At 72.7% G+C, this 19,331-nt stretch carries 20 protein-coding genes; 14 read left to right on the forward strand and 6 right to left on the reverse strand.

All coding sequences use genetic code 11. The annotated features are described in order from the left end of the window. Entirely contained in the window at positions 1–648 is a 648-nt protein-coding gene (locus HHX37_RS20075) for an MOSC domain-containing protein (protein WP_182886372.1), read from the forward strand. A gap of 166 nt (positions 649–814) precedes the next feature. On the opposite strand, the gene HHX37_RS20080 is transcribed toward HHX37_RS20075, so the two are convergent. Beyond that, entirely contained in the window at positions 815–1,030 is a 216-nt protein-coding gene (locus tag HHX37_RS20080) for a hypothetical protein (protein ID WP_182886373.1), read from the reverse strand. 61 nt (positions 1,031–1,091) lie between these two features. Between HHX37_RS20080 and HHX37_RS20085 the strand changes: the two genes are divergently transcribed. Next, positions 1,092–2,759 carry a cellulose binding domain-containing protein gene (locus tag HHX37_RS20085; protein WP_220498552.1) on the forward strand — a complete coding sequence of 556 codons (1,668 nt, stop codon included), beginning with the start codon at positions 1,092–1,094 and terminating at the stop codon, positions 2,757–2,759. 50 nt (positions 2,760–2,809) lie between these two features. Here HHX37_RS20085 and HHX37_RS20090 read toward each other — a convergent pair whose 3' ends face one another. Continuing rightward, the gene (locus HHX37_RS20090) at positions 2,810–4,066 is read right to left on the reverse strand and encodes a glycoside hydrolase family 18 protein (RefSeq protein ID WP_182886374.1); all 1,257 of its coding nucleotides are present in this window, start codon (positions 4,064–4,066) and stop codon (positions 2,810–2,812) included. Positions 4,067–4,184: 118 nt separating this feature from the next. Here HHX37_RS20090 and hemW point away from each other — a divergent pair, with 118 nt between their 5' ends. Then, on the forward strand, positions 4,185–5,405 hold the full coding sequence (hemW, locus tag HHX37_RS20095) for a radical SAM family heme chaperone HemW (protein WP_182886375.1): 1,221 nt from the start codon (positions 4,185–4,187) through the stop codon (positions 5,403–5,405). Positions 5,406–5,418: 13 nt separating this feature from the next. Here the strand turns inward: hemW and HHX37_RS20100 are convergent, their stop codons facing one another. Next, the gene (locus HHX37_RS20100; RefSeq protein ID WP_182879318.1) at positions 5,419–6,234 is read right to left on the reverse strand and encodes a DUF3097 domain-containing protein; all 816 of its coding nucleotides are present in this window, start codon (positions 6,232–6,234) and stop codon (positions 5,419–5,421) included. A gap of 176 nt (positions 6,235–6,410) precedes the next feature. Between HHX37_RS20100 and hrcA the strand changes: the two genes are divergently transcribed. The 3 genes from hrcA to HHX37_RS20115 are packed head-to-tail and all read left to right on the forward strand — an operon-like array spanning position 6,411 to position 9,300. Next, positions 6,411–7,424 carry a heat-inducible transcriptional repressor HrcA gene (hrcA, locus tag HHX37_RS20105; RefSeq protein WP_111697206.1) on the forward strand — a complete coding sequence of 338 codons (1,014 nt, stop codon included), beginning with the start codon at positions 6,411–6,413 and terminating at the stop codon, positions 7,422–7,424. Further along, on the forward strand, positions 7,425–8,561 hold the full coding sequence (gene dnaJ / locus HHX37_RS20110; protein WP_111697205.1) for a molecular chaperone DnaJ: 1,137 nt from the start codon (positions 7,425–7,427) through the stop codon (positions 8,559–8,561). A 4-nt stretch (positions 8,562–8,565) separates the two neighbouring features. Next, positions 8,566–9,300, forward strand: coding sequence for a 16S rRNA (uracil(1498)-N(3))-methyltransferase (locus tag HHX37_RS20115; RefSeq protein ID WP_182886376.1), 735 nt, complete (start codon positions 8,566–8,568; stop codon positions 9,298–9,300). 25 nt (positions 9,301–9,325) lie between these two features. On the opposite strand, the gene HHX37_RS20120 is transcribed toward HHX37_RS20115, so the two are convergent. Together HHX37_RS20120 and HHX37_RS20125 are read right to left on the reverse strand one after the other, a co-directional pair. After that, on the reverse strand, positions 9,326–10,003 hold the full coding sequence (locus HHX37_RS20120) for a hypothetical protein (RefSeq protein WP_182886377.1): 678 nt from the start codon (positions 10,001–10,003) through the stop codon (positions 9,326–9,328). Then, positions 10,000–10,479, reverse strand: coding sequence for a SigE family RNA polymerase sigma factor (locus tag HHX37_RS20125; protein WP_111697223.1), 480 nt, complete (start codon positions 10,477–10,479; stop codon positions 10,000–10,002). The genes HHX37_RS20120 and HHX37_RS20125 overlap by 4 nt, the downstream gene beginning before the upstream one ends. 247 nt (positions 10,480–10,726) lie before the next feature. On the opposite strand from HHX37_RS20125, the gene HHX37_RS20130 reads away from it, so the two are divergent. From HHX37_RS20130 to era, 8 genes are all read left to right on the forward strand, one after another. Beyond that, positions 10,727–11,071, forward strand: coding sequence for a histidine triad nucleotide-binding protein (locus HHX37_RS20130; protein WP_310737924.1), 345 nt, complete (start codon positions 10,727–10,729; stop codon positions 11,069–11,071). 59 nt (positions 11,072–11,130) lie between these two features. Further along, on the forward strand, positions 11,131–12,153 hold the full coding sequence (locus tag HHX37_RS20135) for a PhoH family protein (protein ID WP_111697201.1): 1,023 nt from the start codon (positions 11,131–11,133) through the stop codon (positions 12,151–12,153). 28 nt (positions 12,154–12,181) lie between these two features. Next, positions 12,182–12,652, forward strand: a complete 471-nt coding sequence (ybeY, locus tag HHX37_RS20140) for an rRNA maturation RNase YbeY (RefSeq protein WP_111697200.1) — start codon at positions 12,182–12,184, stop codon at positions 12,650–12,652. Then, entirely contained in the window at positions 12,649–13,944 is a 1,296-nt protein-coding gene (locus tag HHX37_RS20145; RefSeq protein WP_310740454.1) for a hemolysin family protein, read from the forward strand. Before ybeY ends, HHX37_RS20145 begins: the two co-directional genes overlap by 4 nt. 39 nt (positions 13,945–13,983) lie before the next feature. Next, a complete protein-coding gene (locus HHX37_RS20150) occupies positions 13,984–16,320 on the forward strand; it encodes a BTAD domain-containing putative transcriptional regulator (RefSeq protein ID WP_182886378.1) in 2,337 nt (778 codons plus the stop codon). 250 nt (positions 16,321–16,570) lie between these two features. Next, the gene (locus HHX37_RS20155) at positions 16,571–17,437 is read left to right on the forward strand and encodes a hypothetical protein (protein ID WP_182886379.1); all 867 of its coding nucleotides are present in this window, start codon (positions 16,571–16,573) and stop codon (positions 17,435–17,437) included. After that, complete coding sequence (locus HHX37_RS20160; protein ID WP_182879312.1) at positions 17,434–17,769, forward strand: cytidine deaminase; 336 nt, start codon at positions 17,434–17,436, stop codon at positions 17,767–17,769. Before HHX37_RS20155 ends, HHX37_RS20160 begins: the two co-directional genes overlap by 4 nt. 1 nt (position 17,770) lies before the next feature. After that, a complete protein-coding gene (era, locus tag HHX37_RS20165) occupies positions 17,771–18,682 on the forward strand; it encodes a GTPase Era (protein WP_111697196.1) in 912 nt (303 codons plus the stop codon). An 82-nt stretch (positions 18,683–18,764) separates the two neighbouring features. Here the strand turns inward: era and HHX37_RS20170 are convergent, their stop codons facing one another. Next, on the reverse strand, positions 18,765–19,244 hold the full coding sequence (locus HHX37_RS20170; RefSeq protein WP_133305843.1) for a hypothetical protein: 480 nt from the start codon (positions 19,242–19,244) through the stop codon (positions 18,765–18,767). Positions 19,245–19,331 lie beyond the last annotated feature (87 nt).

Consider the following 19,331-nt stretch of genomic DNA (forward strand, 5'->3'; position numbering starts at 1 on the left):
ATGCGCATCCTCTCTGTGAATGTGGGCCGGGCCGTCGACGCGGAATGGGCCGGCGACCTCCGGCGTACCGCCATCGACAAGCGCCGCGCCGAGGGGCGTGTCGCCGTACACGGGAACGGCCTGGCCGGGGACGAGCGCGCCGACACCGCCAACCACGGGCACCGGGACCAGGCGGTGTACGCGTACGCCCGGGAGGACTACGACTGGTGGGAGCCCCGGATGGGCCGGGACCTGCGCGACGGCCGGTTCGGGGAGAACCTCACGACATCGGGGGCCGACCTGACCGGGGCGCTCCTCGGTGAGCGCTGGCGGGTCGGCACCGCCGTCCTGGAGGTCACCTATCCCCGCATCCCCTGTGTCGTGTTCCGGAACTGGCTCGACGAGCGCGGCTGGGTCAGGCGCTTCACCGAGGCGGGCCGTACTGGAGCGTACTTCCGCGTGATCGAGGAGGGCGAACTCGGCGCCGGTGACGAGATCGAGGTGCTGGACCGGCCCGCGGACGGCGTGACCATCGGCGAGGCGTTCCGGGCCTACCACGGCGACGGGGACCTGCTGCTGCGGATCCTCGCCCAGCCCGGCCGCAGCGACAAGTGGGACAGGGTCGCCCAGCGCGTGCTCGGAAGCCGCACCGTGGCCCCCGCCTCCTGATCACCACCGCGCCCTGATCGCCGGGCCCTCATCCCCACCTCTCCGGCCCGGTCGCCTGCCCGCCCGCGCGTCGGCGCCTCCTCGCCTACCTCGGCCGTACGGTGTGACAGCGGGCGCGCGAACACGTGAGCCGGTCACCTCTCGCCAGGTAGGCGGGAGGTGAAAGTTACAGCCGGTGCTCCACGGCCGGGCGGCCCGCCTCGGGCTTCCGCGCCCAGATCAGGCCGGTGCGGCCCGGCTCGTGCCCCGGCATCGCGCACACGGGTGTCTTGACCGTTCCCCGCGCATGGGATTGGCTCCGCGCCGTGGCGCCGTCCGCGGCCGCCACCGGATCTTCGCCAATGGGATACGCAATGGCCAGCACGTGATCGGCGACGATCACGGGCGGTTGTTAACGCTAACATCCCCGTCAGTTGAAGCGCACCCGCTGAGGAGCGATGCCGATGGACAGGAAACGCATCCGCACGACGCTGGTCCCCGCCGTCACGGCGGCGCTGGCCCTCGCGTCGGGCGCCGTGGCGCTTACCACCGTGAGCCCGGCGCAGGCACTGGAGAACGGGGTGGCCAGGACCCCGCCGATGGGCTGGAACAGCTGGAACACCTTCGGCTGCAACATCAACGAGTCGCTGATCAGGGGGATGGCCGACGCCATCGTCAACAGCGGCCTGCGTGACCTCGGCTACCAGTACGTGGTGGTCGACGACTGCTGGTTCAACCCCAACCGCGACTCGGCGGGCAACATCCAGGGCGACCCCTCCCGCTTCCCCAGCGGGATGAAGGCGCTCGGCGACTACCTGCACAACAAGGGCCTGAAGTTCGGCATCTACCAGGTGCCCGTGGACAAGACCTGCGCGCAGTACTTCAACAGCTATCCCGGCGCGACCGGCAGCCAGGGCCACGAGGCGCAGGACGCCCGGCAGTTCGCGGCGTGGGGCGTCGACTACCTGAAGTACGACTGGTGCTCCCCGAACGGCACGATCAACGACCAGGTGGCCACGTTCGCCAAGATGCGCGACGCGCTGAAGGCGACCGGCCGGCCGATCGTCTACAGCATCAACCCCAACAGCATCCACTCGAAGACCGGCCCCCAGCGCAACTGGGGCGACGTCGCGAACATGTGGCGCACCACCGAGGACATCACGAACAAGTGGGACACGGGCCAGACCAACGGCTATCCCATGGGCATCCAGAACATCGTGAACGTCACCGTCCCGCTCGCCTCGTACGCCGGTCCCGGGCACTTCAACGACCCGGACATGATGGAGATCGGCCGGGGCGGCATGAACGACACCGAGATGCGCAGCCACTTCGCGCTCTGGGCGATGATGGCCTCCCCGCTGATCGCGGGCAACGACATCCGCTCCATGGACTCGGCGACGCAGACGATCCTCAAGAACAAGAACCTCATCGCGATCAACCAGGACTCGCTGGGCCTGCAGGCCACCCAGGTGTCCAACGACGGCACCCGGCGCGTGCTCGCCAAGAAGCTCGCCAACGGCGACGTCGCGGTCGCCCTGTTCAACCAGGGCGGCTCGACCACCACGGTCTCGACGACCACCTCCGCCATCGGCAAGTCCGGCGGCACGGTGACGCTGACGGACGCCTGGACCAACGCGACCAGCACCACGAGCGGCACGATCTCCGCCAGCGTTCCGGCGCACGGCACCGTGGTCTACCGGGTCAGCAGTCCCGGGAGCAGCCCCAGTGCCAGCCCGAGTGCCAGCCCGAGTGCCAGCCCCAGTGCCAGTCCCAGTGCGAGCCCGAGCGTGAGTCCCAGCGCGAGCCCGTCGGCCTCGCCGTCGACGTCCCCGGTTCCCGGCGGATGCTCGGCGACGATCAAGACGATCAACAGCTGGGGCGGCGGCTTCCAGTCCGAGGTGACGGTTCAGGCGGGCAGCTCGGCGGTCAACGGCTGGACCGTGAAGTGGACCTGGCCGGGCGGCCAGACCATCAGCAGCCTGTGGAACGGCCGGCAGAGTGTGTCCGGTTCCTCGGTGACGGTCACCAACGAGTCCTACAACGGCTCGATCGCGGCGGGCGCGTCCACGACGTTCGGCTTCACCGCCAACGGCAGCGCGGCCACCCCCACCGCCACCTGCACCAGCCCCTGACCTCCTGACGTCACGACCTGGGGAGGGGGTGGCCCCCTCCCCAGGTCGGATCACCTCAGGACGGAGTAGAGGGCGGAGGTGAGGGAGGCTTCGGCGTCGTCCTGGTCGATGGACCACAGCATCGAGCCGCCGAGGCCCTTGAGGCGGATGTACGCGGCCTTCTGCAGCATGACGGCGGGGTCGTCGTAGGACCAGAACTCGTTGCCGTCGTAGAGCCACAGGGCGCCGGTGAGCAGGTCGCGGTAGCGCCTGCCGGGCTTGCCGGCGAGGTTCTTGTAGTCGTCGCTGCCGGCGGCCCAGGTGCCGGGTGCGGGGCCGGCGGCGGGGGCGTAGCGGCCGTCGCCGCCGGAGGTGACCCCGGTCCAGCCCTGGCCGTACGCGGGGACGCCGACGACGATCTTGCGGGCGGGCGCCCTGCGGCCGACATAGTCGCGTACGGTCTGGTCGACGCTGTACTTGACCGGGCCGGGGTCGCGGCGGTCGGTGAGCAGGTTGGCCTGGTGCCCGGTGCGGTTCTCCCACGGCCCGTGCAGGTCGTAGCCCTGGACGGTGGCGAAGTCGAGCAGGCCGAAGACCTTCTTCACCTCGAAACCGGCGTCGATCTTGGCGGCGGCGGCCGGGAGGAAGGCGGTGAGTTCGGCGCGCCGGTCGTGGGCCCGCATCTGGCGGCGGAGTTCGGCCAGGAACAGGGTGAAGTTCTGCTTGTCCTCGGCCCGGATGACGTTGCCGTCGTTTCCGGAGGAGCCGGGCCATTCCCAGTCGAGGTCGATGCCGTCGAACACTCCGGCGGCGGCGCCGCCGGGCAGGCCGGGCAGGTCGCCCCTGAGCCACAGGTCGACGCACGAGGCGGCGAGCCGGGCCCGGGAGGCGGGGGTGAGAACGGCGTCGGAGAAGTACTTCGATCCGGTCCAGCCGCCGATGGAGATGAGGACCTTGAGGCCGGGGTGGCGGGCCTTGAGCTTCCTGAGCTGGCCGAGGTTGCCCTTGAGCGGCTGGTCGTCGGCGTCGGCCACGCCGTCGACGCTCTGCTCGGCGGGCACCGGCCGCTGCCAGTCCGCCCAGGGGTCGGCCGAGTAGCAGGTGCCCTCGGGGCCGACGAAGCCGAAGGCGTAGTTGAGATGGGTCAGCTTCGCCGCCGCGCCGCTGGCTTCCACGTCACGCACGTGGAAATTCCGGCCGTAGACCCCCCACTGGATGAAGTAGGCCACCCGTTTGTAGCGGTCCCCGCCCGTCGTGGCCTGGGCCTGGGCGGGCGCGAGCCCGGCGGCCAGGGTGGCGGCGACCGCCACGGCGAGTGTCCTTCTCATGAGCACGCCGGCCTCCCGGGCAACAACTTATAGGAAAGTTTCCTGTAAATTGCGCCGATCGTAGACCCCTCCGATCACCCCGTCAACGGCACCGCGCGAGTGACGGCAGACTGGAGGCGTGCCTTCCGTGCTTCCCGACGGTGATCCCGTCCCCGCGAGCGGCGCGCTGCCGCCCGGAGCCCTCGACGGGCTCGGCTCCCGTCCGTTCGGCTTCTACGTGCACGTGCCGTTCTGCGCGACGCGCTGCGGCTACTGCGACTTCAACACCTACACGGCCGCGGAGCTGGGGCCGGGCGCCGCGCAGCGGGACTACGCCGCCACCGCGATCGAGGAGGTGCGGCTGGCCCGGCGCGTGCTCGGGGACGCCGCGCCGCCGGTCGAGACCGTCTTCTTCGGCGGAGGCACGCCGACCCTGCTGCCCGCCGCCGACCTCGTACGGATCCTGGACGCCGTCGGCGAGGAGTTCGGCCTGCGGCCGGGCGCCGAGGTGACCACCGAGGCCAACCCCGAGTCCGTCGACCCGGCCTACCTGAAGGAGCTGCGGGAGGGCGGCTTCACCCGGATGAGCTTCGGCATGCAGAGCGCGGGCGAGCACGTCCTCACCGTCCTCGACCGGCGGCACACCCCCGGCCGGCCCGCCGAGGCCGTACGGGAGGCCCGCGCGGCCGGGTTCGAGCACGTCAACCTCGACCTGATCTACGGCACGCCGGGGGAGAGCGACGACGACTGGCGGGCCTCGCTCAAGGCCGCCCTGGCGGCCGGTCCCGACCACGTCTCGGCGTACTCCCTGATCGTGGAGGACGGCACCCGGCTCGCCGCCCGCATCCGGCGCGGCGAGCTGCCGATGCCCGAGGACGACGTGGCGGCCGACCGCTATCTCATCGCCGAGGAGACCCTGACGGCCGAGGGCCTGAGCTGGTACGAGATCTCCAACTGGGCGGCGGGGGACGAGGCCCGCTGCCGCCACAACCTGCTCTACTGGACCGGCGGCGACTGGTGGGGGGTGGGCCCGGGGGCGCACAGCCATGTCGGCGGCACCCGCTGGTGGAACGTGAAGCACCCCGCCGCGTACGCCGCCCGCCTGGCGGACCGGACCTCCCCGGCGCACGCCCGGGAGGTGCTGACGGCGGAGGACAGGGCCGTCGAGCGCGTCATGCTGGAGCTGCGCCTCGCCTCGGGCTTCCCGCTCGCCGACCTCGCCCCCGAGGCGCGTACGGCCTGCGCGCGGGCGCTGGGGGACGGGCTGCTGGAGACCGAGGCGTTCAAGGCGGGCCGGGCCGTCCTCACGCTGCGCGGCCGGCTCCTCGCCGACGCCGTCGTACGCGACCTGACCCCATGATCCGTCTGACCCCTCAGTCCGGCTGATCAGGGGCGGTGACGAAGTCGATGAGTTCCTCGACGCGCCCGAGCAGCTCGGGCTCCAGGTCGGCGTAGGTCGTGACCCGGCCGAGGATGTGCCGCCACGCCTCCTGGGGGTCCATCCGCCAGCCCAGCGCGGCGATCACGCCCTCCTTCCAGGGCACGCCGCGCGGCACGTCCGGCCACGCCTGGATGCCGAGTGCCCGGGGCTTGACCGCCTGCCAGATGTCCACGAAGGGGTGCCCCACGACGAGCACGTCCGCGCCGGAGACCTGGGCCGCGATGCGGCTCTCCTTGGAACCGGGCACCAGGTGGTCGACGAGCACGCCCAGCCGCCTGCCCGGCTCCGGGCCGAACTCCCCGACGATCGCGGGCAGGTCGTCGACGCCCTCCAGGAACTCGACGACGACCCCCTCGACGCGCAGGTCGTGTCCCCAGATCTTCTCGACCAGCGCGGCGTCGTGGACGCCCTCGACGTAGATGCGGCTCTCCTTGGCGACCTGGGCGCGCAGCCCCTCGACCGCGATCGACCCGGAGGCGCTCCGCAGCGGGCCGGACGGCCGGGCCTGGGGACGGACCAGCGTCACCGGCCTGCCGTCGAGGAGGAACCCGGCGGGGGTCAGCGGGAACACCCGCCGCCGCCCGAAGCGGTCCTCCAGCGTCACGGCCTCCTTGTCGCAGTCCACCACCGCGCCGCAGAAACGGCCCTCGGCGTCCTCGACCACGAGGTCGGGCTCGGCCGGGATCTCGGGGATCTGCCCCCGCCGTGGCCGCCGCCAGTCTCCGGAAAGCACGTCCCGCCCGTACATGCGGGGAACGCTAGCAAATCCCGGGCCGCCGGCCCGCCGGTTGCGCCCGGATTCACGGCGTGTTGCCCCTGATCGTCTGCTCGTTATCGCACGCCGAGCGGTGGTAGCCGTACACTTGGCACTCGGGAACACAGAGTGCCAGAGTCGGTGTTTCCAGGGCACAGGGAGGTGACACATTGCTCGACGACCGCAAGCTCGCCGTCCTGCGCGCCATCGTCGAGGACTACGTGTCCACCAACGAGCCGGTGGGGTCCAAGGCCCTGGCGGACAGGCACAACCTCGGCGTCTCCCCGGCGACCATCCGCAACGACATGGCGGCGCTGGAGGAGCAGGGCTACATCACGCAGCCGCACACCAGCGCCGGGCGGGTCCCGACCGACAAGGGATACCGCCTGTTCGTGGACCGGCTGTCGCAGATCAAGCCGTTGTCGGGGGCGGAGCGCAGGGCCATCGAGACGTTCCTCGCCGGGGCGGTCGACCTCGACGAGATCGTCATGCGCACGGTGCGGCTGCTCGCGCAGCTCACCCGGCAGGTGGCCGTCGTGCAGTATCCCTCGCTCACCAGGTCGTCGGTCCGCCACGTGGAGATCGTCCCGCTGGCGGAGCGCCGGGTCATGCTGGTGCTGATCACGAACACCGGGCGGGTCGAGCAGCGGGTGGTCGATCTGCCCGAGGCGCTCGCCGAGGACCGGATCGCGAACCTGCGCTCCGTGCTGAACGGCTGCCTCGACGGGTGCTGGCTCTCTCAGGTGCCCGAGACCGTGGCCGGCATCCCCGAACGGCTGCCGCCGGAGGAGAGGCCGGTGGTGGCGACCATCATGTCCGTGCTCCTGGAGACGCTCGTCGAGCGGCACGAGGAGAAGATCGTCTTCGGCGGTACGGCCAATCTGGCGGGCGCCGACTTCAGCGTCGGCCTGCGTGACGTGCTTGAGGCGCTGGAGGAGCAGGTCGTGCTCATGCGCCTGCTGGGCGAGACCGGCGGGCTGTCCGAACTCACCGTCAGAATCGGATCCGAGAATCCCTACAGCGGGCTGCGCGGCACCTCTATCGTGGCCGCCGGATACGGTTCGGGCGACAAGGAACTGGCCCGGCTTGGAGTGCTGGGCCCGACACGAATGGACTATCCGGTGACGATGGGTGCGGTGCGCGCGGTGGCGCGGTACGTGGGCCAGATCCTGGCGGGGTCATAAGTGTCCAACGACTACTACGCGACCCTTGGCGTCCGGCGCGACGCCAGCCAGGAAGAGATCAAGAAGGCGTATCGCCGTCTTGCCCGTGAGCTGCATCCGGACGTCAACCCCGATCCGGAGACCCAGGAGCGGTTCAAGGAGATCAACCAGGCGTACGAGGTGCTGTCCGACGCGGGCAAGCGCCGCATGTACGACATGGGCGCCGATCCGTTCGCGAGTGGCGGCGGGCCGGCCGGGGCGGGCGGCTTCGGCGGGGGCTTCCCGTTCAGCGACATCATGGACGCCTTCTTCGGTTCCGCCGGCGCCGCGAGGGGTCCCCGCTCGCGTGCCCGCCGCGGCCGCAACGCCACCATCCGGGTCGAACTGGACCTGGCGGAGTCCGCCTTCGGCACCACCCGGGAGATCGTGGTCGACACCGCCGTGGTCTGCGACGTCTGCCAGGGCTCCGGGGCGGCGTCCGGCACCCACCCCGACACCTGCGACATGTGTCACGGGCGCGGCGAGGTCTCCCAGGTCACCCGCTCGTTCCTGGGCCAGGTCATGACGTCGCGCCCCTGCCCCCAGTGCGGTGGGTACGGCAGCGTCATCCGGCACCCCTGCATGGAGTGCTCGGGCGAGGGACGGGTCAGGACCCGGCGCACGATCAAGGTGCGGATCCCGGCCGGCGTCGAGGACGGCACGCACATCCAGCTCGCGGGCGAGGGCGAGGTCGGGCCGGGCGGAGGCCCTCCGGGCGACCTGTTCCTGGAGATCGTCGAGCGGCCGCACCAGATCTTCGAACGCCGGGGCGACGACCTGCACTGCACCGTCCAGATCCCGATGACCGCCGCCGCGCTCGGCACCGTCCTGTCGATCGACACCCTCGACGGCGCGGAGGCCATCGACGTCCGGCCCGGCACCCAGGCCGGTCAGGTCATCCCCCTGTACGGCAAGGGCATCCAGCGGCTCAACGAGACCGGCCGGGGCGACCTGCTGATCCACGTGAACGTCGAGACGCCGACCAAGCTCGACCCGCAGCAGGAGGAACTCCTGCGGGAGTTGTCGAAGCTGCGCGGGGAGGAACGGCCGCCCGGCAAGTTCTCCCCGGGCCAGCAGGGCTTCTTCTCCCGCCTGCGGGACGCCTTCAACGGCCGGTGAGGCCGTGAGCGTTCCCGTGTTCCTGTCGGAGGCGGCCGGTGAGACCGGGGACACGATCGTCCTCGACGGGCCCGAGGGGCGGCACGCCGCGTCGGTGCGCCGCCTGCGGGCGGGGGAGCGGGTCGACCTCACCGACGGCGCGGGCCGGGTGGCCGAGTGCACGGTGACGTCGGCCGGCAAGGACGCGCTGACCGCCGCGGTGCTGCGCCGCTACGAGGTGCCGCCCCCGCGGCCGAGGCTGGTGGTCGTGCAGGGGCTGCCCAAGGGCGACCGGGGCGAGCTCGCGGTCGAGATGATGACCGAGGCCGGGGTGGACGTGATCGTCCCCTGGGCCGCCGCCCGCTGCGTCACGCAGTGGAAGGGCGACCGGGCCGGCAAGTCGCTCGCGCGCTGGCGGAGCACGGCGCGCGAGGCGGCCAAGCAGGCCCGCCGCTTCCACCTGCCGGAGGTGACCGAGCAGGCCACGACCGCGCGGGTCTGCTCGCTCGTCTCGGCGGCGCCGCTCGCGGTCGTGCTGCACGAGGAGGCCGCCGAGCCGCTGAGCCGCCTCGCACTGCCGGACGTCCCCGGCGACATCGTGGTGATCGTCGGCCCGGAGGGCGGCGTCACCGACGAGGAGATCGCCGGGTTCCGAGCGGCGGGAGCCGTACCGGCCCTGCTCGGCCCCACCGTGCTGCGCACCTCGACGGCGGGCGTGGCCGCGGCGGCCGTCCTCCTGGCCCGCTGCGGCCGCTGGTGAGGACCGTGATCGCCGGGACAGGCGGTCAGGGGGTGGGGGTCTCGGCCGAGTAGGGCGTGGCCGTCTCCGTGGGCTGGGCGCTGGGAGTGGCCGAGGGCGTGGCGGTCGCCGTGGGCGGAGCCGACGAGGGGGCGGCGGTGTGCGTGGCCGGCGGCGGCGCGGGCTGCGTCGTCTGGACGGGCGGGCACGTCGCGGGCAGGGTCGGCGGGTCGGGGTCGACCACTCCGGCCCGTGCCGGGGGCGACGCGCAGGGGTCGGACGGCGACGGCGACGGCCTGGTGGCCGAGCCCGGACGGTGCGTCGGGGACGGGCTGGTCCGCCCGTGCGACGGGCTCGGGCTGGTGGTGACGATGATCACCACTCCGGGCCGCGAGGCGCTCCCGCCGGCGGGCGGGCGCGTCACGGTCGAGCTCTGCGGGTCCTCCTCGCGGGTGTCGCCCAGTTGCGCGATACCGGTGCGGTCGGCGACCTGCTCACGCAGGCCGGGGACGAGCATCACGACCGCGCCCGCCGCGAGGACGGCTCCGGCGGCCGCGGCGCCCACCCGCAGCCACAGCACGTTCCGCAGGCCGCGCAGGCCCCGCTGGTCGATGCGCCGGCGGATGATGTCGAGTCCTTCGGGAGACGGCACGACCGAGTCCGCCTCCGCGCGCAGGGCACGGCGGAGCGACTCGCCGTACTCGTCGTCGGGCGGGAAGGTCATGAGAACTGCTCCAGTGCCATGCGTAGTGCGGCCATGCCGCGGGCCGTGTGACTCTTCACCGCGCCCTTGCTGATGCCCATCGCGTGCGCGATCTCGGCCTCCGACAGGTCGCCGTAGTATCGCAGCACCAGCGCCTCGCGCTGCCGGGTGGGCAGGCCGCGGAGCGCCTCGATGACGGCCGAGCGTTCGAGCTCGCCGATCGCGCCGTTCTCGGCGCTCGGGGCGTCCGGCAGGCCCTTCGGGGCGTACTTCTCGACGACCGCGCGGTGCCGCAGCACCGAACGCGAGCGGTTCACGACCGATTGGCGAAGGTAGGCCAGTGCCTTGTCGGTGTCCCTCAGGCGCCGCCACGCTCCATGCAGAGCGACGAAGGCGTCCTGAACGACCTCTTCCGCGCTGGCCACGTCACGGACCAGCAGCACCGCGAGACGCACCAGTGACCGATAGTGAGCGCTGTAGAGCGCCGTCACGGCCATGTCGGCATCCCACCCGACGGGCACCGTCCCCAACGACCTGTCGGCCACGAGGGTCTCGGTGGTCACGTCAATAGGACGCTCGTCATCCCCGGGGGGTTTACGTTCTTCCGAATCATTAGAGGGCATGGCCCAGCGGTGTCCTCGCGCGACACTAGGGGGGTTGTCTGGTGAAGTCTCGCACAACCACAGTAGCCGCGAGGATCATTGCCGTCATCAATCGTCGTCGGCGACCGTTAGGGTGAGGCGCGTGACCGACTGCCTATTCTGCAAGATCGTGGCCAGGCAGATCCCCGCGGACATCGTCCTGGAGACCGGGCGGGCGCTCGCCTTCCGCGACATCAACCCGCAGGCCCCGACACACGTCCTCGTCGTGCCCAAGGCCCATCACGAGAACGCCGCCGCCCTGGCCGCGGCCGACGACGGCCTCGCGGACGACCTGCTCGCGGCCTGCCACGCGGTGGCCGTCCAGGAGGGTGTGGCCGAGCCGGGCTACCGGGTGGTGTTCAACACCGGGACGGGCGCCGGGCAGACGGTCTTCCACGTGCACGCGCACGTGCTCGGCGGCCGGAGCCTCACCTGGCCCCCGGGCTAGGGGCGCCCTAGTAGCATGAGAGGGAACCGAGGAGGCGATCAGGGCCGCAAGGGCCGCCCATGTCCGAGTCACAGCACATCAGCCAGACCCAGGCCAAGGTAGTCATCCCCGAGGGGCAGCCGATGGTCAGCCTCCTCGGGTCGGGTGACGAGCTGCTGCGGGTCATCGAGGGCGCTTTCAGCGCCGACATCCACGTACGGGGCAACGAGATCACCATCACCGGCAGTCCCGAGGAGAGCGGCGTCGTCGTCCGCCTCTTCGAGGAGCTGACGGAGCTGATCCGCTCGGGTGCCGAGCTGTCCCCCGACGCCGTCGAACGAAGCATCCACATGCTGCGGATGGCCACCGACCGTCCGGCCGAGGTCCTGTCCCTGGACATCCTGTCCTCCCGGGGCCGGACGATCCGTCCGAAGACGGTCAACCAGAAGCGGTACGTCGACGCGATCGACAGTCACACCATCGTCTTCGGCATCGGCCCCGCCGGCACCGGCAAGACGTACCTGGCGATGGCGAAGGCCGTGAAGGCCCTGCAGAACAAGCGGGTCAACCGGATCATCCTCACCCGCCCCGCCGTCGAGGCGGGGGAGCGGCTCGGGTTCCTGCCCGGCACGCTCTACGAGAAGATCGACCCCTACCTGCGGCCGTTGTACGACGCGCTGCACGACATGCTGGACCCCGACTCGATTCCCCGTCTCATGGCGGCCGGGACGATCGAGGTCGCGCCGCTCGCCTACATGCGCGGGCGCACGCTCAACGACGCCTTCATCATCCTGGACGAGGCGCAGAACACCTCGCCCGAGCAGATGAAGATGTTCCTGACCCGGCTCGGGTTCAACTCGAAGATCGTGGTCACCGGCGACGTGACCCAGATCGACCTGCCCGGCGGTCAGGACAGCGGCCTCAAGGTCGTCCAGCAGATCCTCGAAGGCATCGAGGACATCCATTTCAGCAGGTTGACCAGCGCGGACGTGGTCCGGCACAAGCTGGTGAGCGACATCGTCGACGCCTACGGCCGATACGACGCCGCGGTGGCCTCCGAGCCACGGGCGATCAACAAGCGGCCGCGGAACAACCGGCGGTGAGCACGACCATGGCGGGTGAGGAGACCCCGTGAGCATCGAGGTGGCCAACGAGTCCGGCGTCGAGGTCGACGAGACGGCACTCGTCGAGCTCGCCGGGCACGTCCTGGGCCGGATGGGGATCAACCCGCTGGCCGAGCTGTCGATCCTGGTGATCGACGCGGGGGCGATGGCCGAGCTGCACGAGCAGTGGATGGGGGAGCCGGGCCCGACCGACGTGCTGGCCTTCCCGATGGACGAGCTACGGCCCAACACCGGGCGGGACGAGGACGCGTCCCCCGACCCCGCGCTGCTGGGCGACGTGGTGCTGTGCCCGCAGGTGGCCGAGAAGCAGGCCGCCGAGGCCGGGCACAGCGCCCAGGACGAGCTGGAGCTGCTGTGCACGCACGGCATCCTCCACCTGCTGGGCTACGACCACGCGGAGCCCGAGGAGCACGCCGAGATGTTCGGGCTGCAGGACGAGCTCCTCGGCGCCTGGCGGGAGGTGCGGCGGAAGCCGTGAACAACGGCTGGCTGATCTCGGCCGTCGTCCTCATCGTGGTCGGCGGCCTTCTCGCGAGCGCCGAGACCGCGCTGACCCGCATCTCCCGCGTACGGGCCGAGGAGTTCGTCAAGGAGGCGCGGCGCGGCGCGGTGCGGTTGCAGACGATCGTCGCCGACCCCCCGCGTTACCTCAACCTGGTGCTCCTGCTGCGGCTGAGCTGCGAGCTCGTCGCCACGGTGATCGCGACGCTGCTGTTCATCGACTGGCTCGGCGACCGCGGCCAGGCGTACGCCGGGGCGGCCCTGGCCATGATCCTGGTGAGCTACGTGATCGTCGGGGTCATGCCGCGTACGCTCGGCCGTCAGCACGCCGAGCCCGTCGCCCTGGCGAGCGCGCCGGTCGTGTACGGCCTGACCAAGATCTTCGGACCGCTGCCCGAGCTGCTGATCCTGCTGGGCAACGCGCTCACCCCCGGCAAGGGCTTCCGGGAGGGGCCGTTCACCTCCGAGGCGGAGCTGCGCGACCTGGTCGACCTCGCCGAGCAGCGCAGGGTCATCGAGCCCGACGAGCGCGAGATGATCCACTCGGTCTTCGAGCTGGGCGACACGCTGGTGCGCGAGGTCATGGTCCCGCGCACCGACATGGTCTTCATCGAGCGGGGCAAGACGCTGAGCCAGGCGCTCTCGCTGGCGCTGCGCAGCGGCTTCTCCCGCGTCCCCGTCGTCGGGGAGAACGAGGACGACGTGGTGGGCATCGCCTACCTGAAGGACATCGTCCGCCGCATACAGGACACCGGCGACGACGGCGTCCGGGTGGACGAGCTCATGCGCCCCGCGACGTACGTGCCGGAGAGCAAGCCCATCGACGAGCTGCTGCGCGAGATGCAGGCGCGGCAGATCCACCTCGCCATCGTCATCGACGAGTACGGCGGCACCGCCGGTCTCGTCACGATCGAGGACGTGATCGAGGAGATCGTCGGGGAGATCGCCGACGAGTACGACCAGGAGACCCCGCGGATCGAGTGGCTCGACGACGGCGCCGCCCGGGTGACCGCGCGGCTCCCGGCCGGGGAGCTGGGCGAGCTGTTCGGCACCGACATCGAAGTCGAGGACGTCGACACGGTCGGCGGCCTGCTGGCGCACGCCCTGGGCCGGGTGCCGATCGCGGGCTCCGAGGCCGTGATCGGCGACCTGCGCCTGACCGCCGAGAACCTCGCGGGACGCCGCAACCGGATCAGCACCGTCGTCGTACGCCGTGAGGAGCCCGCTCCCGGCGACGAGGTCGTGGCCGCGAGCGCCGACCACGAGTGAATCTGGTCTGGAAATATCCGGCCTTGTAGTGTGCCCCCCATGGCGGTCTTCTCCGTACTTGGAGCGCTTCAAGCCATCGGCGAAGACGGGCCGATCGAGTTCGGCGGCCCTCGTCAGCGCTCGGTGCTCGGGCGCCTTCTGGTCGCCCGGGGCCAGGTCGTGCCCGTCGGGCGGCTGATCAGCGACCTGTGGCGGGACCAGCCGCCTCCGGGCGCCGCCGGTTCCATCCAGACGTACGTCTCCCACCTGCGCCGGGCCCTGGAGCCGCGGCGGACGATCCGCACGCCCGCCAGGCTCCTGGTGACCGTGCCCCCGGGGTACGCCCTGCGCGCCGAGCACGTGGACGCCTGGCGGTTCGAGGAACTGGTGCGGCAGGGCAGCCGGCGGCTGCTCGACGGTGACGCCGCCGCCGCGGTCGCCGCGCTGGAGGATGCGCTCGCCCTGTGGAAGGGCCCGGCGTACCTGGAGTTCGCGTCGGCGGACTGGGCGCTCAACGAGATCGCCCGGCTCGACGAGCTTCGGGCGACGGCCGTCGAGCAGCGGGCCTCGGCGGTGATGGCGCTCGGCACGCCCGGCTCGGTGATCGCGGATCTGCGCGCCCACCTCGCCGAGCACCCGCTGCGTGAGGAGGGCTGGCGGCTGCTCGCCACCGCGCTCTACCGGCAGGGCAGGCAGGGCGACGCGCTCGCCGCGCTCCGCGAGGCCCGCCGCATGCTCGTGGCGGAGCTCGGCGTCGATCCCGGTCCCGCGCTGCGCCGCCTGGAGGCCGGCATCCTCGCCCATTCCCCCGAGCTGGACCTGCCCGGCCCGGCTCGTACGGCCGGCTGGGACGACCAGTCGGCACGCCCCCGTCTCGCGCGCGACCTACCCGTGGGCGACATCCCCGTCCGCGGCATCGCGACGCGCGAGACCGGGCCGCGTGTCACCCCCGCCGAGCCCGGTGCGGCGGCGGTGCCGCCGGCGACGTCCACGGAACCGCCCGGAGCGGCCTCCGCGGCGGCGGCGCCGCGAGCGGTCCCCACGGTGGCCGATGGAGCGGTTCTCCTGGAGATCTCCACAGCGGGCCCCGCGACGGCTCTCACGGCGGTGCCCGGAGGCGGGGAGGGCCGCGTCCGGCTCTTCGGGCGGCGGAGCGAGCTGTCGCTTCTGCTGGACCGGTCCGAGGGCGTCGCGCTCGTCAGCGGCGAGGCGGGCATGGGCAAGACCGCGCTCGTCGAGGAGGCCGCCGCCGTCCGGGCGGGGCAGGGCGCGCGGGTCGCGATCGGGCGCTGCCCGGCGACCCGGGGCGCGCCGCCCGGCTGGGCCTGGACCGAGATCCTCCGTACGCTCACGACGGCCATGCCGTTCGACACGGCCGGGAGCGTGCGGGCCGGGAGCCTGCGGGGCGAGGGGTTCCACGGGCGGCGGGCGGTCGCGGCCCACCTGCGCGCCGCGGCCGCCGAGGCGCCGATCATGCTCGTCGTCGAGGATCTGCACCGGGCCGACCGGGAGACGCTGGACACCCTCGTGGAGGTCGTCGCGGAGACGGCCGGCGCGGCCGTCACCGTCGTCTGCACCTTCAGGCAGGAGGAGGCGGGCCGGCTGGCCGGGACGATGGCGGCGCTCGCCCGGCGCGAACCGCTCCGGATCGCCCTGCGCGGCCTGCGGCCCGGCGCCGCCGCCGGCCTCGTGACCGCCGTCGCCGGCGTGCCGGTCACCCGCCCGGCCCTGACCGCGGTCGCCGCGCGGACCGGGGGCAACCCCTTCTTCCTCCGGGAGACCGCGCGCCTGATCGCGGCCGAGGGCGAGGCGGCGGCCCTGACGACCGTTCCCGCCGGAGTTCGCGACGTGCTCGCGGCGCGCCTCGCCGTCCTGCCCGCCCGGGTGCGCACGGTGCTGGGCGAGGCGGCGGTGCTCGACGCCGAGGTCCCGGGGGTTCACGCCAGGGGCGTGGACCTCGACGTGCTCGTGGCCGTCCACGGCGGCGGTGAGGACGCTGTGATTGACGCGGCCGAGGCGGCGCTCCTGGCCGGGGTGCTGGTCGAACCCGGCGGCGGCGGGCTTCGCTTCGCCAGCCCGGTCCTCCGCGACACCGTGTACGGCGCGCTGCCGCGGCTGCGCCGCGCCCGCACGCACGCCCGGGTGGCGGCGGTGCTCGAACGGCTGCGCCCGGACGAGGCGGCGGCGCTCGCGCACCACCACGCGCTGGGCGGTGATCCGGTGCGGGCGGCGCGGTACGCCCTGACCGCCGCCGAGCGGGCCGACCTCCGGTACGCGCGGCGGGAGAGCGGGCTCACGCGGGGCCAGGGGGCGCGGCCCGCCAGAGACTACGCCTCGGTGGCCCGTGATCGGCTGCGGGAGACGCAGAGCCCGCCGACGGGTGCAAGCCTTCTTTAAGCGGCTTGCAAGTGCGCCCTGCCATTGTTGTCCCAGGCGCCCAGAAGGGGTTCGGGGCGCCTCATAGGGAGACCGGCGCTCCGGGAGGGGTTCGCGGCGCACCGGCAACTCTCGTGGGGGATCCGTAAGCGGTGCGGGGCTTTCACCTTCCGAGGTGGAAGCCCCGTATCGGTTACGCAAAGTGATTACCCGCTTCCGGTCCGGGGAAGGACAACCTCCGGCAACGCGCCCGAGCGGCGGGGAGGCGGACATGCGGATCGTCCACGCGGCAGTCGCGGGCCTCCTGGCCCTCGCCGCCGGGCCCAGCGTCGCGACGTACACCACCGCGCGGGCCATCCGCGATTCTCCCCGGACGACAGGCGCCCTCGCCCCGGACAGTGCGGGCGCGCGAGCCACGTCGGACGCGGGCGCGACCGGGGACGCCCGTGCCACTCAGGACGCCCGTGCCACTCAGGACGCCCGTGCCACCCGGGACGCTCTTGCCACCCGGGACGCGGGCGCGCCGGCGACCCGGGGCACGGGCGTGCGGGCCACGCGGGACGCCATGGCGGCGCGGAGCACGGGGCGTCTGAGGGGCGTGCTGGGGACGATGCGGGATCTTCCCGAGGGCTTCTTCAGCCACGCGCGGGCGCCCTGGCGGGCGCCCTTCCGCCCCCGCGCGAGCGCCTGCCGCGCCCTCTTCGACGCCGCGGCGGGCAGGCCTCCGCGTGACGGCCTCGGTGGCGCCGCAGCCGTGACCGCCGCCACGTACGACGGGCCGCACCTCGGCGAACTGGCCGGCGTCGGGCTCGCCGTCTACGACGGGAACGAGGCGGCCCAGCACCTCGACGTGCTGCGCGCCGCCCTGATCCGCTGCGCGACCGCCGACGCGGGCACGCCGTACGACCGCCTGAAGGCCTCGCCGGTGCCGCTGCCGGGCATCGGCGGTCCCGACGCCGCCGCCCGCGGGCTGACGGGCAGGGCCGGCGGCTACCCCTACCGCATGCACCTGGTCGTCGCCCGCTCCGGCCACACGCTGATCACGCTCGTGCACGCGGGGCTGACCCCGCCCGACCCGGCCCGTACGGCCGAACTGGCCCGGTTGCTCGTCCGGGAGGTCGGTACGCTTGACGGGTGACAGAGACGCTGGACCCCGAGGACACCAAAATCATCACGCTGGCCAGGTCGGCGCGGGCACGCGCGGGCGTTCCGGAGGGCGCCGCGGTGCGTGACGAGACGGGCCGCACGTACGCCGCGACGACGGTGACGCTGCCCTCGCTCCGCCTCTCGGCCCTCCAGGTGGCCGTGGCCATGGCCGTGTCCAGCGGCGCGAAGTCGCTGGAGGCGGCGGCGATCGTCAGCGAGGCCGACGAACCCGGCGAGCAGGACGTCTCCGTCGTCGAGGACATGGGCAACGGCACGCTGTTCCTGGCCGCCCCGGACGGCTCGCTGAAGGGCCGGTACATCTGACGTGAACGCCGAACCCAGCGGTTTCCGCGCGGGCTTCGCCTGCTTCGTCGGCCGCCCCAACGTCGGCAAGTCGACGCTGATGAACGCACTGGTCGGCACCAAGGTGGCGATCACGTCGTCGAAGCCGCAGACCACGCGGCGGGCCATCCGCGGCATCGTCCACCGGCCGGACGCCCAGCTGGTGATCGTCGACACCCCCGGCTTCCACCGTCCGCGCACCCTGCTGGGTGAGCGGCTCGACAGCCTGGTGCTGTCCACGCTCACCGAGGTCGACGTCATCGGGTTCTGCGTCCCGGCCAACGAGGCCATCGGCAAGGGCGACCGGTTCATCGTCGAGAAGCTCGCCGCGGTCAAGAAGACCCCGGTCGTGGCCGTCGTGACCAAGTGCGACCTCGCCACCCGCGAGCAGATCGCGCACCAGCTCCTCGCGGTGTCCGCGCTGGCCGAGTTCGCCGAGATCGTCCCGGTGTCCGGGCAGAGCGGCGAGCAGCTCGGCGTCCTCGCCGATGTGCTGATCGAGCGGCTGCCCGAGTCGCCCCCGCTCTACGTCGGCGGCGAGCTGACCGACGAGCCGGAGCAGGTGCTCGTCGCCGAGCTGATCCGCGAGGCGGCGCTGGAGGGCGTGCGGGACGAGCTGCCCCACTCGATCGCGGTCATGGTGGAGGAGATGAACCCCCGGGAGGGCCGCGACGACCTGCTCGACGTGTACGCCCACATGTTCGTCGAGCGGCAGTCCCAGAAGGCGATCGTCATCGGCCCGGGCGGCGCCCGGCTCAAGGACGTGGGCACCCGCGCCCGGCAGCAGATCGAGGCCCTGCTCGGCACCCGGGTCTACCTCGACCTCCGGGTCAAAGTGGCCAAGGAGTGGCAGCGCGACCCCAAGCAGCTGCGCCGGCTCGGCTTCTACGACTGATCCCGCCGCCCGCGTGCGGTGGCCGGCGGCATGGTCGGCGGCGTGGTCGGCGGCGTGGTCGGCGGCGTGGTCGGCGGCGTGGTCAGCGGCGGCGGAGCAGCGCGGCGCAGGCCAGCACGGCCAGCGCGACGGAGGCCAGCAGGCCGGCGAACCAGCCGTACTGGACCGTCGGGTGTACCCGGAGCAGTCCGGAGACCTGGAAGTCGAGCCGGCTCACCAGGTCGCGCGGATCGGCGAGGAACATCGCCAGCGCGAACGCCGCGACCGCGCCCGGCAGGATCGCCAGCCCGGTGAAAAGCCAGTTACGCATCGCGCCGAGGACGCCGAGGAGCATCGCGGCGATCCCGGCGCCCAGGACCACCCACCCGGGGCCCTCGTCGACGCCGCGTACGGCGGTGAGCGACGCGTCGATCACGCCGAACTCGGCCGTGAGCCCGGCCCACGGGAGCAGTGCGGCGACGGCCAGCACGAATCCCGCGGCGATCACTCCGGCGGCCCGCAGGGCGCCGGCGACGCTCGTGCGGTGCGGTCGGGGGGCGGAATGCGGCGTGGGTTCCGGCACGATCACCAGGCTACGGCCCGGCGCCGCCCGACGCGGAGATCGGGTGCGGTCCCGGGCGGAGATTCGGCGGGGACGGGTGGCCGGGGG

Origin of the sequence: Microbispora sp. H10885 (genome assembly GCF_014161415.1) — a bacterium.
In the GTDB taxonomy this organism is placed as follows: Bacteria; Actinomycetota; Actinomycetes; order Streptosporangiales; family Streptosporangiaceae; genus Microbispora; species Microbispora triticiradicis.

Bases quoted from the DNA above. Each gene is read 5' to 3' on its own strand.
- HHX37_RS20075 (WP_182886372.1), top strand. From the start codon at position 1: ATGCGCATCCTCTCTGTGAATGTGGGCCGGGCCGTCGACGCGGAATGG.
- HHX37_RS20085 (WP_220498552.1), top strand. From the start codon at position 1,092: ATGGACAGGAAACGCATCCGCACGACGCTGGTCCCCGCCGTCACGGCG.
- HHX37_RS20090 (WP_182886374.1), bottom strand. From the start codon at position 4,066: ATGAGAAGGACACTCGCCGTGGCGGTCGCCGCCACCCTGGCCGCCGGG.
- HHX37_RS20100 (WP_182879318.1), bottom strand. From the start codon at position 6,234: ATGTACGGGCGGGACGTGCTTTCCGGAGACTGGCGGCGGCCACGGCGG.
- HHX37_RS20120 (WP_182886377.1), bottom strand. From the start codon at position 10,003: ATGACCTTCCCGCCCGACGACGAGTACGGCGAGTCGCTCCGCCGTGCC.
- HHX37_RS20125 (WP_111697223.1), bottom strand. From the start codon at position 10,479: ATGGCCGTGACGGCGCTCTACAGCGCTCACTATCGGTCACTGGTGCGT.
- HHX37_RS20135 (WP_111697201.1), top strand. From the start codon at position 11,131: ATGTCCGAGTCACAGCACATCAGCCAGACCCAGGCCAAGGTAGTCATC.
- HHX37_RS20150 (WP_182886378.1), top strand. From the start codon at position 13,984: ATGGCGGTCTTCTCCGTACTTGGAGCGCTTCAAGCCATCGGCGAAGAC.
- HHX37_RS20155 (WP_182886379.1), top strand. From the start codon at position 16,571: ATGCGGATCGTCCACGCGGCAGTCGCGGGCCTCCTGGCCCTCGCCGCC.